At 59.4% G+C, this 14,762-nt stretch carries 15 protein-coding genes and 4 pseudogenes; 8 read left to right on the plus strand and 11 right to left on the minus strand.

Annotation, left to right across the window (positions count from 1 at the left end; all coding sequences use genetic code 11):
- Positions 1-423: 423 nt before the first annotated feature.
- From ACP7B7_RS30950 to ACP7B7_RS30960, 3 genes and pseudogenes are all read right to left on the minus strand, one after another.
- Positions 424-627 (minus strand): annotated as a pseudogene (locus ACP7B7_RS30950) (hypothetical protein); the annotation flags it as partial.
- A gap of 42 nt (positions 628-669) precedes the next feature.
- Complete coding sequence (locus ACP7B7_RS30955; RefSeq protein ID WP_426079267.1) at positions 670-972, minus strand: putative quinol monooxygenase; 303 nt, start codon at positions 970-972, stop codon at positions 670-672.
- Positions 973-1,150: 178 nt separating this feature from the next.
- Positions 1,151-1,648 carry a type 1 glutamine amidotransferase domain-containing protein gene (locus ACP7B7_RS30960; protein WP_426079259.1) on the minus strand — a complete coding sequence of 166 codons (498 nt, stop codon included), beginning with the start codon at positions 1,646-1,648 and terminating at the stop codon, positions 1,151-1,153.
- Between the two features lie 32 nt (positions 1,649-1,680).
- On the opposite strand from ACP7B7_RS30960, the gene ACP7B7_RS30965 reads away from it, so the two are divergent.
- From ACP7B7_RS30965 to ACP7B7_RS30980, 4 genes and pseudogenes are all read left to right on the plus strand, one after another.
- Entirely contained in the window at positions 1,681-2,205 is a 525-nt protein-coding gene (locus ACP7B7_RS30965; protein ID WP_426079260.1) for a hypothetical protein, read from the plus strand.
- Complete coding sequence (locus ACP7B7_RS30970; RefSeq protein WP_426079261.1) at positions 2,202-3,056, plus strand: ExeA family protein; 855 nt, start codon at positions 2,202-2,204, stop codon at positions 3,054-3,056. The genes ACP7B7_RS30965 and ACP7B7_RS30970 overlap by 4 nt, the downstream gene beginning before the upstream one ends.
- Before the next feature lie 9 nt (positions 3,057-3,065).
- Positions 3,066-3,314, plus strand: coding sequence for a hypothetical protein (locus ACP7B7_RS30975; protein ID WP_273028730.1), 249 nt, complete (start codon positions 3,066-3,068; stop codon positions 3,312-3,314).
- Positions 3,315-3,587: 273 nt separating this feature from the next.
- A pseudogene (locus tag ACP7B7_RS30980) lies at positions 3,588-3,806 on the plus strand (hypothetical protein); the annotation flags it as partial.
- A gap of 52 nt (positions 3,807-3,858) precedes the next feature.
- Here ACP7B7_RS30980 and ACP7B7_RS30985 read toward each other — a convergent pair.
- From ACP7B7_RS30985 to ACP7B7_RS31010, 6 genes are all read right to left on the minus strand, one after another.
- Complete coding sequence (locus ACP7B7_RS30985) at positions 3,859-4,827, minus strand: LLM class oxidoreductase (protein ID WP_426079262.1); 969 nt, start codon at positions 4,825-4,827, stop codon at positions 3,859-3,861.
- Between the two features lie 64 nt (positions 4,828-4,891).
- A complete protein-coding gene (locus tag ACP7B7_RS30990) occupies positions 4,892-5,197 on the minus strand; it encodes an ArsR/SmtB family transcription factor (RefSeq protein ID WP_100429704.1) in 306 nt (101 codons plus the stop codon).
- Positions 5,198-5,302: 105 nt separating this feature from the next.
- The gene (locus ACP7B7_RS30995; RefSeq protein ID WP_100429705.1) at positions 5,303-6,427 is read right to left on the minus strand and encodes an alkene reductase; all 1,125 of its coding nucleotides are present in this window, start codon (positions 6,425-6,427) and stop codon (positions 5,303-5,305) included.
- Positions 6,428-6,593: 166 nt separating this feature from the next.
- Positions 6,594-6,896 (minus strand): putative quinol monooxygenase, encoded by a 303-nt coding sequence (locus ACP7B7_RS31000; protein ID WP_100429706.1) that lies wholly within the window; start codon positions 6,894-6,896, stop codon positions 6,594-6,596.
- A 174-nt stretch (positions 6,897-7,070) separates the two neighbouring features.
- Entirely contained in the window at positions 7,071-8,066 is a 996-nt protein-coding gene (locus tag ACP7B7_RS31005) for a zinc-dependent alcohol dehydrogenase family protein (protein WP_017735052.1), read from the minus strand.
- Between the two features lie 254 nt (positions 8,067-8,320).
- The gene (locus ACP7B7_RS31010; RefSeq protein ID WP_426079263.1) at positions 8,321-8,581 is read right to left on the minus strand and encodes a transposase; all 261 of its coding nucleotides are present in this window, start codon (positions 8,579-8,581) and stop codon (positions 8,321-8,323) included.
- Positions 8,582-8,617: 36 nt separating this feature from the next.
- Here ACP7B7_RS31010 and ACP7B7_RS31015 point away from each other — a divergent pair, with 36 nt between their 5' ends.
- Positions 8,618-8,917: a PRC-barrel domain-containing protein gene (locus tag ACP7B7_RS31015; RefSeq protein WP_426079264.1), complete on the plus strand. Its 300-nt coding sequence runs from the start codon at positions 8,618-8,620 to the stop codon at positions 8,915-8,917.
- A 94-nt stretch (positions 8,918-9,011) separates the two neighbouring features.
- On the opposite strand, the gene ACP7B7_RS31020 is transcribed toward ACP7B7_RS31015, so the two are convergent.
- Together ACP7B7_RS31020 and ACP7B7_RS31025 are read right to left on the minus strand one after the other, a co-directional pair.
- On the minus strand, positions 9,012-10,001 hold the full coding sequence (locus tag ACP7B7_RS31020; protein ID WP_426079265.1) for an MDR family oxidoreductase: 990 nt from the start codon (positions 9,999-10,001) through the stop codon (positions 9,012-9,014).
- 252 nt (positions 10,002-10,253) lie between these two features.
- Positions 10,254-10,943, minus strand: a pseudogene (locus tag ACP7B7_RS31025) (IS6 family transposase).
- A 264-nt stretch (positions 10,944-11,207) separates the two neighbouring features.
- Between ACP7B7_RS31025 and ACP7B7_RS31030 the strand changes: the two are divergent.
- The 3 genes and pseudogenes from ACP7B7_RS31030 (at position 11,208) to ACP7B7_RS31040 (ending at position 14,339) form a co-directional block, all read left to right on the plus strand.
- On the plus strand, positions 11,208-12,347 hold the full coding sequence (locus ACP7B7_RS31030; RefSeq protein WP_426079266.1) for a glutathione-independent formaldehyde dehydrogenase: 1,140 nt from the start codon (positions 11,208-11,210) through the stop codon (positions 12,345-12,347).
- 487 nt (positions 12,348-12,834) lie between these two features.
- Positions 12,835-13,889, plus strand: a pseudogene (locus tag ACP7B7_RS31035) (IS481 family transposase).
- Positions 13,890-14,156: 267 nt separating this feature from the next.
- Positions 14,157-14,339 (plus strand): helix-turn-helix domain-containing protein, encoded by a 183-nt coding sequence (locus tag ACP7B7_RS31040; RefSeq protein WP_426079268.1) that lies wholly within the window; start codon positions 14,157-14,159, stop codon positions 14,337-14,339.
- Positions 14,340-14,762: the final 423 nt, after the last annotated feature.

Genomic DNA, 14,762 nt, shown 5'->3' on the forward strand with positions numbered 1-14,762 from the left:
TTCTTGTTGTCATGTTCAACTCCTCAGGTGGTGTATTTTCCACCTATCGAGGTGTCCGAGCAAATTAGACCACAGCATTCTGGTAGGGGAACGCACAGAATTCGGAAGAATCGGGCGCTAAGCCAATCTCGGCTGGTTTCCCCTGTATTTTGCAGCTGGCTGCCGGCGGCGTTCTCCTCGAATGGGAAGCTCGCAGAATTCGGCACGTTATACACTGGCCTTACAAAGCAAATCTAGAAAAGGTCTGCAATGTGTCACTGAATTGCCGTATACAAGACCTTGCTCTTCATCCCCTTTGCACACCAACGCGACAATTCGTTTGCCGACCAGTTTTATGCGTTGGCACGACAAGTCCGCCCCGTGTAAGTGTCACGTGACTTAGTAGCGACTGCTGTGTCGTTGAATCGCTAACGCGACAGAACCCTCGAAATAGCGCCGCAGCGCCTCCGCGTAGAGCGTGCCGAACGCTTGCGACGACTTCCCCGAGCCGGACACGCCGGTAAACACGACGAGCGCGTCGCGCGGAATATCGACATCGACGTTCTTGAGGTTGTGTTCTCGCGCGCCTCGTACGCGCCCGAAGCCGCGCTGGCTTTCCGCGGTTTGATCGACGGGCAGGGTGTTCATGCGTTGCGACGCAAGGAAGTCCCGCACCCGAACCCGACGCGGCTACGATGGCAGCTTCGCCGCGAGTACATCGATGTTCATGATTTCCGGCGATTTGGCGAAGAGATCAGGCGCCTTCGCCATTAGCGCCTCGGCTACTTTGCCCGACAGGTGCGCCTGGCGGCCGGCGTCGTCGGGGAACGCATCGAAGATGCCGTACACCGACGGCGCGATTTTCAGACCGAACCACGCGATCGTCGCGGGTTCCTGCTCGACGAGCGGCAGTCCGCCCATCAGGAAGCTTTCGACTTCCTGCTCCTTGCCCGGCTTCGCTTCGAGCCGGACGAACAACGCTGTTTTGACCATGCCTGCCTCCTTGTTGATGCCGTTTGCGGGTATTGACGGGAACCCCCTATGATCTCTAAACGCGGCGGCACGGTCGGCCTCGTCGATGTACCAGGTGCCCTGGCCGATTACCGCGACGTCGCGCCTCATGCAACCGAACCGGCGCCGTTCCATGTTCTCGCTTGCGCTCCTCACGATATCACTCAGCATGCCGCTGCCCGCGCGCAGTGCAAAACAGCTTGATCTTTTCCCGATTGAATGCGGGGATATCGTCGGGGTTGCGGCTCGTGACCAGGTTTTGGTCGACGACCACCTCCTGATCCACCCAGTCCGCTCCGGCATTCTTTAGGTCGGTTTTGAGCGACGGCCAAGAGGTCAAGCGTCGGCCGTGCGCCGCGCCGGTCTCGATGATGGTCCACGGGCCGTGGCAGATCGCTGCCACCGGCTTGCCGTCATCGAAAAAGGCCTTTGCGAAAGCCACCGCTTTCGGCTCCGTCCGAAGCGCATCCGGGTTCAAGACGCCGCCTGGCAGGAGGAGCGCGTCGAAATCTTGGGGCTTGGCGTGGTCAAGGGCGACGTCGACCGGGAACTCGTCTCCCCATTTCGTGAAGTTCCAAGCGTGGACGTGCTTATTCCTAGGCGAGACGATGCGCGTCTCTGCGCCGGCTTCGTCGAGCGCCTTACGAGGCTCGACCATTTCGACTTGCTCAAATCCTTCCTCAATCAGGATTGCGATCTTCAGCGCACCGGGAATTGAACGGCGCCACGCCGCTGCAACGGTTCATCGCCGGCCCCAGCGTGATGCGCGACTGTCCCGATTCGGCAGCCTTGCGGCGCCACTTCTGCATCGAGGTCAAACGCACCCAACGCCGCAGCGATGGCACCGTATCGCTGGACGGCATCCGCTTCGAGATCCCGCAAGTGTTCGGCCACCTGCGTGAACTGCGCCTGCGCTATGCGCGCTGGGATCGCAGTTGCGCCGACATCGTCGATCCCCGTAGCGGGGACGTGCAGGCCATCTATCCGCTGGACAAGACCCGGCACGCCGATGGCCGGCGCCGGCCGATCCCCCAACCCATGGGCGTTTCATCGCTGCCGGTGACGGCGCTCAAAGGCGAACGTAAAAGCGCCCGGCAAGGCGATGGCCGCGCTCCGCTGATGCGCCACTGGCAGGCGCAATTCGCCGCCACGGGCGTGCCGCCGGCCTATCTTGAGCTCGATGAAACCTGTCACGACCCGGAGCACAAAGCATGAACCGCATCCTGTTGACCCAGTATGGCCTGAAGTGGAATCCCTTCAGCACCGAGTTGCCCAGCGAAGCCTTGTATCTGTCGCCGAAGATCAGCGACTTCCTCTGGCGCATCGAGAACGTCCATGTGCGCGAAGGCGGCTTCGCCCTGATCACGGGCGACCCGGGCACCGGCAAGAGCGTGGTGCTGCGCGCCTTGGCCGACCGGCTTGAGCGCCAGGCCGACTTGACGGTCGGCGTGCTCAATCATCCACAAAGCAATCTGGGTGACTTCTACCGCGAGCTGGCAGAAGTGTTTGGTGTCGCGCTCAAGCCCAGCAACCACTGGGGCGGCTTCAAGACCTTGCGTGAGCGCTGGGTCAGCCATCTTGCGGCGACCCGCGTGCGCTGCTGCCTGCTGATCGACGAAGCCCAGGAGATGAGCCCGAAGACATTGCTTGAGTTGCGGCTGCTGGCGTCGGCACGCTTCGACTCGCAACCCCTGCTGGCCGTCATCCTGGCCGGCGACGGACGCTTGTCCGATGCCCTGGCGCGCGATGAATTGCTGCCGCTGGGCACCCGCATCCGGGTCCGGCTGGCCCTGGACTACGCGTCACGGGAGGAGTTGAGTGCCTGCCTGAATCATCTGCTCGACAGCGCCGGGGCCGCCACGTTGATGAGCGCGACGCTCAAGCACACGCTGTGCGAACGCGCCGGCGGCAACTATCGCGTGATGACCAACATGGCGGCGCAATTGCTGGCTGTGGCGGCGCAGCGCCAATTGCCCAGCCTCGACGACAAGTTGTATCTGGACGTGTTCGCGGCGCCCAGTTCCGCCACCAATTCGACGCGGCGCAATAGCCGCGGCCACGCTTAGGAGCCGATCATGATGAAGAAGAAAATGAGCCCGTCGCCGCGCAGGGTTCGGCGGCCAACAGTCATGCTGGAGATCGAGTTGCCGACGCTGTCGGACGAAGCCGCCGCCGCCGTGGCCGATGTGCTGGTGCAGCTGTATCACCGCTTCGAGGCCACCTACTACGCCCAGATCCTCAACCACCATGCCGATCGGGTATGCATGGTTAACGTCAACGGGGTCGATGACAAGAAACGCGACGACGAGCCCGACCTGTTCTGAACGTCATAGCAACCGACTGCCGCAACTGCGCCCGCCAAACCGGGCGCGCGCGTTGAGCTGCCGGGCCGGGGCGATTTGAGCCGAGCGGATGCGAGGTCGCCCGTTCAGGGCGTACCCCGGCGTCGCGCGGGGGCATGCAGAAGCGCTTTGCGGGGCTGGCCCCCGCTGCGACGATGCCATCCGGCCATTAGCGGTCGCGTCGCGGCGGAGCGCCTGATCGACCATCAGCTATCGTGAACATCAAGCCATCAAACATCTTGCACGCGCTCACCTCTCAAGCAGTCACCCAGGAAGCCTTCTCGCAAACACCTGGAGGTGTTAATCGAACACCTGTCCTGGGCCTGGCTGGAGGCGTTCGGCGATTTGGATGCGATCTTCGAGGGTATCGTCGATACCAAGATCCGTCATTTTGCCTCGCAAGCCTCATCATTAGATGTCGCGGAACTCAAGGACTGCTCTCTCCCGAAATGTTACACGCTGATGTTGGCCTTGAAACTCATGAGCAATCCCCGCGGATAATGATTTGATGCCTCACCACGCCGGCTTATGCTGACATGACGAAGTCAGGTAGAACGAACTGACCGAGTTCCTCAATGACCTCACCTGCGGGGCGTTGGCCGTATTTCAAATTGATGATCACATGGTTAACGCCGATCTCCTGCAAGCTGTGCAGCAGCGGGATCAGGTGATGTCGCCCCAGTTGATAGCCCAGGTGGATCGGCCGAGGTGGTGTCTGCGGGTTATCTGTCAGGTCGATGTATAGCGACTGGGTGAAGGGTTTGAACAGTTCACCACATTCGGCACGAACCGCCGTGCGCCAGTCCTCGACAATCAGCTGCTGAGCCTTCGGTGCACGCGGATAGCTGATCCAGCCATGACTGCAGCGGGCGATCCACTCCAGCGTCTGGCGGCTATGGCCGGTGACGAAGAAAGGAATTTCCCCCGTGGTCGGCTTGGGAATCAGATCGGCCCCCTCAAGCGTGCCGCCGGACCAGGTCAAAGACACGAAACTGCTGCGCTGAACCTCGCGAAATACCTTGAGGTATTCGCGGAACAGGCTGTCGCGTTGCTCCGGGTCGACACCGAATGCCGGAAACTCTACTGGACGGTCACCGGAAGCCACGCCGAGTAACAGGCGGCCACCGCTGAGCTGATCGACACTAGTTGCGGCCTTGGCGGTGTGTAGGGGATTGCGGATTGGCAGGATGACCGACGCGGTGCCCAGCGCAATCGAGCGAGTGTGTGCCGCCATAAAACCCAGGTAGACCCAGGGATCGAAGACCTGGCCCGAATCACCGAAGCTGGGGTCGCGTAACGGCACGTCGCGAAACCAGAGGGCAGAGAAACCCAGCTTCTCGGCGCGTTGGGCCAGGTTCACTTGGTCGAGCATACTCGGCGTATCGCCGGTAAAGGCTTCGAGGGGGAAGAAAAGACCTAGGCTCAGGCGGCCTTGGCGGTAGGTGTGCTGAAAGCCAGGTTGTTGCTGATAGGGAATGGAATTCGGAGTTAACATCTTCTATCCTACATATTTCAAAATATAGATTTTTAAGGGCTGAAAAAACGCCTGCGAGCAGGCATCAAATCAGCGCTTTCAAGGCCACCTGGAACGCCGCGATGTTCTGCTCATGGCGTTTGTAATAAGTCCAGGGACCGATGCGTTGTGAGGTCACCAGTTGCGCCCGCTGCAAGGCAGCGAGATACAGCGAGACGGTCGACTGCGACAGGCCTACCCGATCCTGGATGATGCTCACGCAGACACCGACCTGCTCAGGATCCACCTCCTGCTCGGGGAAATGATGACGCGGATCCTTCAGCCAACAGAGGATGTTCAGGCGGGTTGGGTTGTCTAGCGCCTTCAGCGCTTCGCTTACGTCGATACTCATAGGTCAACACGATAACTATTTTTTGCGATATTACGATATGCCCGCTCAACTGTCAATGCGCCGGCCCCCGAACCTATCGCTCGGGGGGCCGGCACCTCGAGCGGACTATTCGCCATAGGTCGGATAGTCGGTGTAGCCGACAGCGGTTCCGCCGTACATGCTGGCCGGATCGACCGGGTTCAGCGGCCAGCCATTGGCAATTCGCTTGGGCAGGTCCGGGTTGGCGATGAACGGACGGCCGAATGCTACCAGATCGCCCCAGCCCGCCTCGAGCACACGCTTGCCTCGCTCGGCGGTGTATTTGCCGGCATAGAGGATGCGCCCGCTGAAGACCTCGCGCACCGCGCTGCGGAAGCTTTCCGGCAGCTCCGGTGCGTTTTCCCAATCCGCCTCGGCCAGCGACAGGTAAGCGATGCCGACTTCTTCCAGCACCTTGACCGCTTCGACATAGGTCTCGTGTGGGTTTTCTTCGACCAGGCCGAGATATACGCGGGCCTCGTCGGTGCTGGCGAACAACGGGGCGAAACGCACGCCGAGCCGGTCTTTACCGACCACCGCGGCCACCGCCTGGGTCACCTCACGGAGGAAGCACAGGCGATTTTGCAACGAGCCGCCGTACTCGTCGTCGCGCTGATTGCTGTGCGCGGAAATGAACTGGTTGATCAGATAACCGTTGGCGGAGTGGATTTCGACGCCGTCGAAACCGGCGTCGAGGGCGTTGCGAGCGGCCTGTGCATAGAGCTGTACCAGCTCCTTGACCTCGGCGGTGGTCAGTGCACGTGGCATCGAAGGCGGCGCCAGGGCGCCGGTGCCGGGACCTGTCTCGATGAATACGCTGACGCCCTCGGCCGGGATCGCCGATGGCGCCACCGGGGCTTCGCCATTGGGTTGCAACGAGGTGTGCGAGACCCGGCCGACATGCCAGAGCTGGGCGAAGATGGTGCCGCCCTCGGCGTGTACCGCATCGGTCACTTTGCGCCAGCCGAGGATCTGTTCGGCACTGTGGATGCCCGGGGTCCAGGCGTAGCCCTGGCCGCGCGGCTCGATCTGGGTGCCCTCGGTGACCATGAAGCCGGCACCGGTACGCTGGCGGTAGTAGGTCGCCATCAGGTCATTGGGAATGTTGCCTGGCTGCGAGCTACGCGAACGGGTCAGCGGCGGCAGGACGATGCGGTTTTTCAGGCTGTAGGGGCCCAGCGTGGTGCTTTCGAAAAGAATGGAATCTTTCATGTGTAAGTACCTATATATTTGCGTTTGTAGATAAGTAGATGCTAGTGCCTGGACAGGCACCTCTCGAGCGCTCCGTTTAGAACAGGCCGGTGGACGTCCAAGCTCAGTCGCGTCCCTGCCGCCGCAAAGCGGTAGGGACGCGACTGGAGCGCCTTGTTGGGTTTGCTTAGCCGGGTAGCTTGGCCGCCAGGACGTCAACCTTCTCGATTGACGGCGGTTTGGCAAACAGCTCGGCAGCCTTTGCCATAAGCGCCGCTGCGACCTTGCCCGAAAGATGAGCCTGCCGACCTGCTTCATCCGGGAAGGCATCAAAGATGCCAAAGGTGGACGGCCCCAAGCGGATTCCGAACCACGCCGTAGTGGCTGGCTCTTCCTGCACTATTGGAAGGCCATCCAAGAGAAAGTTCTCTACCTCTTTCTCTTTCCCAGGCTTTGCTTCCAGACGAACGAACAACGCTACTTTGACCATGACGTGCCTCCTGTTGTTACGACGATATTACCATGCGTGACGCATTCCAGTAATGCCCAACGCGATATTTGCCGCCCAGCTCCAGCGTGGCGGGGATGAAGGGGCAGCGTCGAGTCATTTCCGCAGTCGCGGGAAAGGCGACTCTGCCCTCTCCTGGTCTTTCACGAACTGCCTCTACCGAGATACGGTGACGACGATCTTGCCAAACTGCTGGTTCGATTCCATGTAACGGTGCGCTTCGACGATCTGCTCGAAGGGGAAGGTCTTGGCAATGATCGGCTTCAGCTGTCCGGCCTCGAGGCCGCGCGTGATAAAAGCTTGCGCAGGCGCCAAGCGTTGCGGATCACCGGTCAGTTCGAACAGCGTGTAGCCGCGCACGCTCAGGGCCTTGTTCATCGCTGCCAAGGCCGGGAACGGCGTCTCCTGACCGCTGAGATTGCCATAGATGAAAAGCAGGCCCTGCTGACTCATCGCTTGCGCCAGTGTTTCGACTTGCGGCCCCGCGACCGGGTCGAAGGCGATGCGCGCGCCGCGACCGTCGGTGATCCGCATTACCTCCGCGACCAGGTCCTGCTCCTCGGTGGCGATCACATGCGCCGCCCCCGCCTCGCGTAGCGCCGCCTCCTTCGCGCGTGTCCGGGTCGTCGCGATCGGAATGGCGCCGACGCTGTTGGCGATCTGGATCGCGGCCAAGCCGACGCTGCTCGAAGCCGCCGTGATGATCACCGCATCACCGCGCTTGAGTTGGGCAATCTCGATCAGTGCGCCATAGGCGGTCAGATACTGCATCCAGATCGCCGCCCCCTTCACCGCGCCGACGCCCGCCGGCCGCTTCAGAACCCCCGTGGCCGGCACGATCGCCTGCTCGGCATAGACGCCAAACTTGTTCATGGAAAAAGCCGGAATCACGCTGACCGCTTCGCCAACCTCGAAGCCGTGAACGCCGCTGCCCAGCGCCTCGACGATGCCGGAAGCTTCGTAGCCGAGCCGGGCCGGCAGCTGTGTCGGCTCCAGGTACACACCCGAGCGGAACATGGCTTCCGCGCGATTCAGGCCGATCGCCTCGACGCGGATGCGCAGCTCGCCGGAGCCCGGAGCGCCAACTTCGAGCTCTTCGATCTGCAAGACTTCGGGGCCGCCGATCTGATGAAAACGGACAACATGGGTCATTTTGGGTCTCCTTCTATTGAGGGATGGGAACAGTGAGCCAGCCTTTGGCTGGCGCAGGTTAGCCGCCCCGCGCGTTACAACGTCGCTTCGGTCTGTGTGTCCGGCGCGTCGCTACTTCACGGGCATGCAAATTCTATTCTCCATATCTAGATTTGTAAATATGTATTTTAATAATTTTATGCCCGTCCCTGCTCCCCCTATCTACGCTGCCTATGAACTCTCCCTGTCGAAAAAAATACTGCCATCCGGGTGGGTCAGATTTCAATCAGCGCCAACATCGCCGCCAACTCCTTGCGCAGCCGCGCGTTTTCGGCTTCCAGTTCGGCCACCGTGCGGCTACCTGGCGGCGTCACTTCTGATGGACCACGGCGGGCTGCGGCCACCCAATTGGCGAGCGTCCCATTGGGAATGCTCACGCCAGCTGCTGCCTGCTCGATTGAAAGGCCCTGCGTCAAAACCAGCTTCACAGCTTCTTCGCGCAGCGCGGTGGGGTACGTCTTCTTCAATTTCTTCATAAAGGGCTCCTGTCGGTGCAACTCTACCAAACAAGAGTGTCCGAAAATCTCAGGCTACCTCACGCCAAGCGAGACCTGTTCGGCAAGACGGTGGTCAATGACAAGAACGAAAAGATCGGCAAGGTCGACGACCTGATCATTTCTCCAAGCAAGGCGGGCAGCACGCCTGCGGCCTCGTTTGCGATTATCGGTGTGGGTGGGTTCCTGGGCATGGGCAAACGGGAGCTTGCCGTCCCGACGGAGCAGTTGAAGCTCCAAAATAAACAGCTGACCTTGCCTGGGGCGACGAAGGATGCGCTGAAGGCCTTGCCTCCGTTTGTGTACCAGAGCAGGTAACGTTGTCCTTCAGGTAATTTGCGAACTATTTTCCGCAGGGAGGAAGACGAGCTGAACGTGACCGGCACCGCACCACGCAGCCCGTGTGCTTTACTCAGGAATTAACGTTCACCACCAGCCGGCCACGCACCTTCCCGGCGAGCAGCTCCGGCGCATGGGCGAGCGCCTCCGCCAATCCGATTTCCTGCGTAATCGTTTCCAATTTATTGGCGTCCAGTTCGTTCGCCAGCCGCTCCCATGCTGCCACGCGTTTCGGCAGGGGTGCCATCACGCTGTCGATGCCGATCAGCTTGACGCTGCACAGGATGAATGGCGCAACTGACGCCGGGAAATCCATCCCCTGGGCCAGCCCGCATGCCGTGACGGTGCCGCCATAACGGGTCTGTGCGACCGCATTGGCCAGCGTGTGTGAGCCGACGGAATCGACGACCCCGGCCCAGCGTTCCTTCTGCAGCGGCTTGCCGGGAGCGGACAGTGCCGCGCGATCGATGACCTCGACCGCGCCGAGGGACTTGAGGTAATCGGCCTCGGCCAGCTTACCGGTGGACGCGACCACGCGGTAGCCCCAGCCGGCGAGGATCGCAATCGCAATGCTGCCGACGCCGCCCGATGCGCCGGTCACTAGGATGTCGCCGCTGTTCTTGTCGACACCTTGCTCTTGCAGTGCCATCGCGCACAACATCGCGGTGTAGCCCGCCGTCCCGATTGCCATCGCGGTCCTGGCCGACATGCCCGGCGGCCGTGGGATCAGCCACCCGCCTTTCAGTTTGGCACGCTGCGACAGGCAACCCCAGTGCGATTCGCCGACACCCCAGCCGTTCAGGATGAATTCGTCGCCCGCCTTCCAGTCCGGATGCGACGACGCAATGACCTCCCCGGCCCCATCGATGCCGGGCACCATCGGCCAGCTGCGCACGACAGGCGCCTTGCCGGTGATGGTCAGGCCGTCCTTGTAGTTAATTGTCGAATAGTCGACGCGAACTGTGACATCGCCATCGGCTGGTAACTGCGCGTCGTCGAGCTGGGTAACCTGGGCAGTGGTCGTGCCGTCATCGTTCTTGTTGAGCAGGATTGTTGTGAACATGCTGGATCTCCAAAAGTGCGTGGACCAAAGGCGGGTTCTGATGGGCCTGGATCAAACAAGATACTACACACCTGCCGGCACCGTGATCGTGCCGCCGTTCGATTCAGTGCGCGCTTGCAGCGGGCGCGGAACGACGATATCTTAAGACAGATTCATCGCGCAGGGTAAGATCATGGCAGATAGTGGCGGTAGCGCGGTTCTGTCGCGTTGTTCAGCGCAGCCCAGATTTCTCGTGCTGAACATAGCCGCGGCTTACACTGGACGGACCTGTCCTGCCAATGCATAAAACTGGTCGGCGCATGAGATGGGCGCCGCATCGACGGCGAACTGGCCCTTGCGGATCATGTGCATCAGCTCGATGCCGGCGAGCACGGCGCCAGCAGACCGGAACGATTTAAAGTTGAGCATCGGCCTGGTCACCCGTTTGATGGCGCGATGGTCCTGCTCGACGATGTTGTTGAGGTATTTGACTTGGTGCACCAGGATCGGTAGATCGCGGCCGGCATTGATTGCATCGATTGCCGCCTTGTTGGCACCACTCTTGTCCATCGCTACCTTGTCCGGATCGCCGTTCGCTCCCATGGCCTTGTCGAAGAAGCGCTTGGCCGCTGCCATGTCGCGCTTCGCTGTGAGCAGGAAGTCGACGGTCTTGCCCTGCTTGTCGACAGCGCGGCAGAGATATTTCCAGACGCCCTTGACCTTGATGTACGTCTCGTCCATACGCCAACTGCCGCTGACCGGGCGCTTGTGATTGCGGGCCAATTTCTCGATGAGCGGTAGGAAGCGGATTGCCCACCGGTTGATCGACGAATGGTCAACCGACACGCCGCGCTCTTCCATCATCTCTTCAAGGTGCCGGTAGCTCAGCGGCTAGGCCACATACCATCGGATGCAGACCACGATGACATCGACCGGGAAACGCATTCCTTTGAAGTTGAGCATGACAGGGCGTCCACAGTTTTGGGCGTCAAAGTTTACACGATCCCAATGACGGCTCCGCTAATGCGACAGAGCCGTCGTGCGGTACTTCTGTGGAGCTGGTTTCATCTGATCAGACTGCCAGACTTACGCGCTCTACGCTGGTCGGGCCTGATTTACGCAACAAAGCCGCTTTCAACAGTGCGCACTCGTGAAGAAATTTGTTATACCTTTCTTCCCTAACGCCGCTATTTGCGAAGAATTTACCCTCGCCCTGAAAGGAAAATCATGAAGGCACTCGTTTATAATGGTCCGTGCGACGTCCAAGTTAAAGACATGCCGGACGCCAAGATTGAAAAGCCGACTGACGTCTTGGTCCGTATCACGACAACTAACATCTGCGGGTCCGACCTGCACATGTACGAAGGCCGCACCAACATGGAAACGGGCCGTATTTTGGGCCACGAAAACATGGGTGAAGTCATCGAGGTCGGCAACGCCGTCGAACGCGTTAAGGTCGGCGACGTTGTCTGTCTACCGTTCAACATCGGCTGCGGCTTTTGCCAAAACTGCGAACGGGGCTTGTCCGGCTTTTGCCTTACGGCAAACCCAGGCACGGCCGGGGCTGCCTACGGTTTTGCCGGCATGGGTCCGTACAGCGGCGGCCAGGCCGAACTGCTACGGGTGCCGTTCGGCGATTACAACTGCTTGGTGCTGCCGGAAGACGCTAAGGAAAAGGAAAATGACTACGTGATGTTGTCGGACATTTTCCCGACCGGCTACCACGCTACCGAATTGGCTGGCCTCAAGCCGGGTGAATCGGTCGTGATCTACGGCGCCGGCCCGGTCGGCCTAATGGCGGCCATGTCTGCGTTCATTAAAGGCGCAAGCGAAGTTTTCGTCGTGGACACGCACAAGGATCGTTTGGCTCTGGCCGAAAAGATGGGCGCGGTGGCGATCGACGACACCGGAGGCGCCGGCGTCGAGAAAATCTTGAACCTTACTAACGGCGAAGGTGTCGACTGCGGCTGCGAATGCGTTGGTTATCAATGTTGCGACAAGCACGGTAAGGAAGTGCCAAATTTAACAATGAATAACTTGGTACAGACGGTCAAGCCTACTGGCGGCATTGGCGTAGTTGGTGTATTCATCCCACAAGATCCAAAGAGTCCAGACGCGTTAGGAAAGGAAGGTAAAATTGCCTTCGATTTCGGCAATTTTTGGTTCAAGGGTCAGAAGATTGGCACCGGCCAAGCCAACGTCAAGCATTACAACCGTTATTTGGCAAAATTGATCCATAAAGGTAAAGCAACGCCTTCGCAGATCATTTCACACCAGCTTGCATTAGATGATGCACCGAATGCCTATCGGAATTTTGATAAACGTGCGGAAGGGTGGACCAAAGTCGTGCTAAAACCTAATAAATAAAGAAAATATTATTTATTGGCGCATGTTAAAAGACGATTCGCAAATTCAAAGTAGACAATAGGTTCTACAATAAACGGTTAACTCGCGCAATTTTCTTTCATTTAGGGAGGTTAAAGAGAGAAAATTGCGCGGAAGAATTTTGCTAGTTTCCAATTCGGTCAGCTTTGTTGCGTAAATCAGGCCCGACCAGTCTACCAGACCGTCAGCTTCCTCGCTGACCTAGCCTTGGTTTGTGCAACAAAGCCGTGGCGAACCATAAAATATTACAACGGCTCATGAGCGACATAGAAACGCAGTCACGCGTGCGCCCGAGAAATTTTTTGTGGCAAAGTGGCGAGGTCGGTCAGGCCGCTCCTAAGTGTTTAGTATCGTGCGATCATATTCCTTGCCGTAGCTGGCCGTTGTTTCGTACAAAAGCTATGCTGGGCGACTTGATTGCTAGGTTCAGCAGTCCCGACATTCAATCGCAGCAGGAGCAGTTGGCAGCATGAGTTCACGCATTAATCCGCAGGCCCGTACCACAACGAAGATCCGCCAGGAAATCAAGGATTCCGGCCTGTCTTCCAAGGAAGCGGCCAAGGTTTTCAACATCACGCGAGCCACTGCACAGAAGTGGCTGGGACGCGACGATGTCCAGGAGTTCGCACCGTGCCCATACCCTGCATACGACGTTGAGCCAGGCCCAGGAAGCGATTGTCCTGGCTCTGCGGCAGTCGCTTTATCTGCCGCTCGACGACCTGCTGTTCATCCACAAAACAGTACATCAATCCGGCCGTCTCGCGAGCGGGCATTGCGCGCCTGCTAAAGCGTGAAGGCATGTCGCGTCTGACGGACTTGATTGCGACTGCCGAAGGCGAAAAGATCACGCCGAAGAAGACCTTTAAGGATTACGAACCAGGCTTCATTCACATCGATATCAAGTATTTGCCGTAGATGCCGGACGAGACCTCGCGCCGCTATCTATTCGTCGCCATCGACCGTGCAACGCGCTGGGTTTTCATGCACATCTACGGCGACATGACCGAGGCAAGCAGTGTCGATTTCCTGCATCGGCTCAAGCTGGCTTCGCCCATCAAGATCAGCAAGATCCTCACCGACAACGGCTCGCAATTTACCGACCGTTTCACCACCAAAGACAAGAAGCCCAGCGGCAAGCACGCTTTCGACGTCGCTTGCGGAGCCCTGCCTGCAGAACATCGCCTGGCGCCGCCGCGCCATCCGCAAACCAACGGCATGGTCGAACGCTTCAACGGCCGCATTAACGAATTGCTGCCGCAAACTCGTTTCGATAGCAGGGCCGACCTGCAAGCCAGTTTACTGAACTATTTGAAGCTGTACAACCACCACATTCCACAACGCGCCATCGGCAGCAAAACACCCATTTTCGCACTCAAGGAATGGCAGCAGAAGCGGCCAGAGCTATTCCTTAAACGCGTTTATGATCAAACGGGACTCGACAACCGCTGCGTTCCGCCTGGACCTGTTCCACCGTCTCACGGTCCTTCCGTTGACCGTGCCGCCGTTGCGTGCGCGAGGCGATGACGTGGTCGTTCTTGCCGAGCACTTCCGCCACTTGTTTGCCCACGAAAGCTCGCAACCAATTGCGGGGTTTTCCGACGCCGCATTGCGCACGATCGCAAGCTACCACTGGCCAGGCAAAGTGCGCGAGCTGATCAATCGTGTACGACGTGCCCTGGTGATAGCGGAGGGCTACCGGATCTCGCCGCTGGACCTGGGATTCGAGCATCGCCTGGCTGTATCGCCGGCGAGGACGCCGCCGAGGGTATCAACACGTTGGCCGCGCTGCGCGTGTCTTTGGAGCGTAACGGCTATAACGTGAGCCGCGCTGCGCGCGATCTCGGGATTTCACGGACGACGGCCTACCGCTTGCTGGAACGCGGAGACGACAGGCGTACGAGTTCGACAGGCGCGGCACACAGCGCTGTCGCGAACACGCTCTCGGACGCGTGCGGAATTGGGTCTGAACACTGACAGTTTCGCAACAGTGGCGTCTGCGGGCGGCAGAAATTGGTGTATTTGATAACAGGCCCATTGTACAGTTGCGGAAACGCAATGCAGACGCGAGGATGGTCATGTCTGAGGAACAGGCCCAACGGTACCAGCAATTGTTTGCAGCAAAAGATGAGACATATAAAGCCTTTCGAGTTCAGGAGGCTCGGAAATCGATCCTCTCGCTCGAACTCTCTCGCTCCCGCCTGGGCGGGCGGGGGGTGGGGATGCCCTGCCCTCACGGGCAGGGTGGGGATGGGTGGGGTCCAAGGCAGCGAGGGTAACGGGCCACTGTATCTAGCCCGTTCCGTCGTTTATCCCCAAGCAAGCTGTGGTGGTCAAGTAATTTCGGACACAACGATAGGTTCACGTGCTGCCATTTTCCGTTCGTAGACGGTGGGCGGC

The sequence above is a fragment of the Janthinobacterium sp. PSPC3-1 genome (assembly GCF_049896105.1).
GTDB lineage: Bacteria > Pseudomonadota > Gammaproteobacteria > Burkholderiales > Burkholderiaceae_D > Janthinobacterium.

What these genes read in the sequence shown, in the direction of transcription:
- ACP7B7_RS30955 (WP_426079267.1), bottom strand. Translation starts at nt 972, where the DNA reads ATGGTCAAAACAGCGTTGTTCGTCCGGCTCGAAGCGAAGCCGGGCAAG.
- ACP7B7_RS30960 (WP_426079259.1), bottom strand. Translation starts at nt 1,648, where the DNA reads ATGGTCGAGCCTCGTAAGGCGCTCGACGAAGCCGGCGCAGAGACGCGC.
- ACP7B7_RS30970 (WP_426079261.1), top strand. Translation starts at nt 2,202, where the DNA reads ATGAACCGCATCCTGTTGACCCAGTATGGCCTGAAGTGGAATCCCTTC.
- ACP7B7_RS30975 (WP_273028730.1), top strand. Translation starts at nt 3,066, where the DNA reads ATGATGAAGAAGAAAATGAGCCCGTCGCCGCGCAGGGTTCGGCGGCCA.
- ACP7B7_RS30985 (WP_426079262.1), bottom strand. Translation starts at nt 4,827, where the DNA reads ATGTTAACTCCGAATTCCATTCCCTATCAGCAACAACCTGGCTTTCAG.
- ACP7B7_RS30990 (WP_100429704.1), bottom strand. Translation starts at nt 5,197, where the DNA reads ATGAGTATCGACGTAAGCGAAGCGCTGAAGGCGCTAGACAACCCAACC.
- ACP7B7_RS30995 (WP_100429705.1), bottom strand. Translation starts at nt 6,427, where the DNA reads ATGAAAGATTCCATTCTTTTCGAAAGCACCACGCTGGGCCCCTACAGC.
- ACP7B7_RS31000 (WP_100429706.1), bottom strand. Translation starts at nt 6,896, where the DNA reads ATGGTCAAAGTAGCGTTGTTCGTTCGTCTGGAAGCAAAGCCTGGGAAA.
- ACP7B7_RS31005 (WP_017735052.1), bottom strand. Translation starts at nt 8,066, where the DNA reads ATGACCCATGTTGTCCGTTTTCATCAGATCGGCGGCCCCGAAGTCTTG.
- ACP7B7_RS31010 (WP_426079263.1), bottom strand. Translation starts at nt 8,581, where the DNA reads ATGAAGAAATTGAAGAAGACGTACCCCACCGCGCTGCGCGAAGAAGCT.
- ACP7B7_RS31020 (WP_426079265.1), bottom strand. Translation starts at nt 10,001, where the DNA reads ATGTTCACAACAATCCTGCTCAACAAGAACGATGACGGCACGACCACT.
- ACP7B7_RS31030 (WP_426079266.1), top strand. Translation starts at nt 11,208, where the DNA reads ATGAAGGCACTCGTTTATAATGGTCCGTGCGACGTCCAAGTTAAAGAC.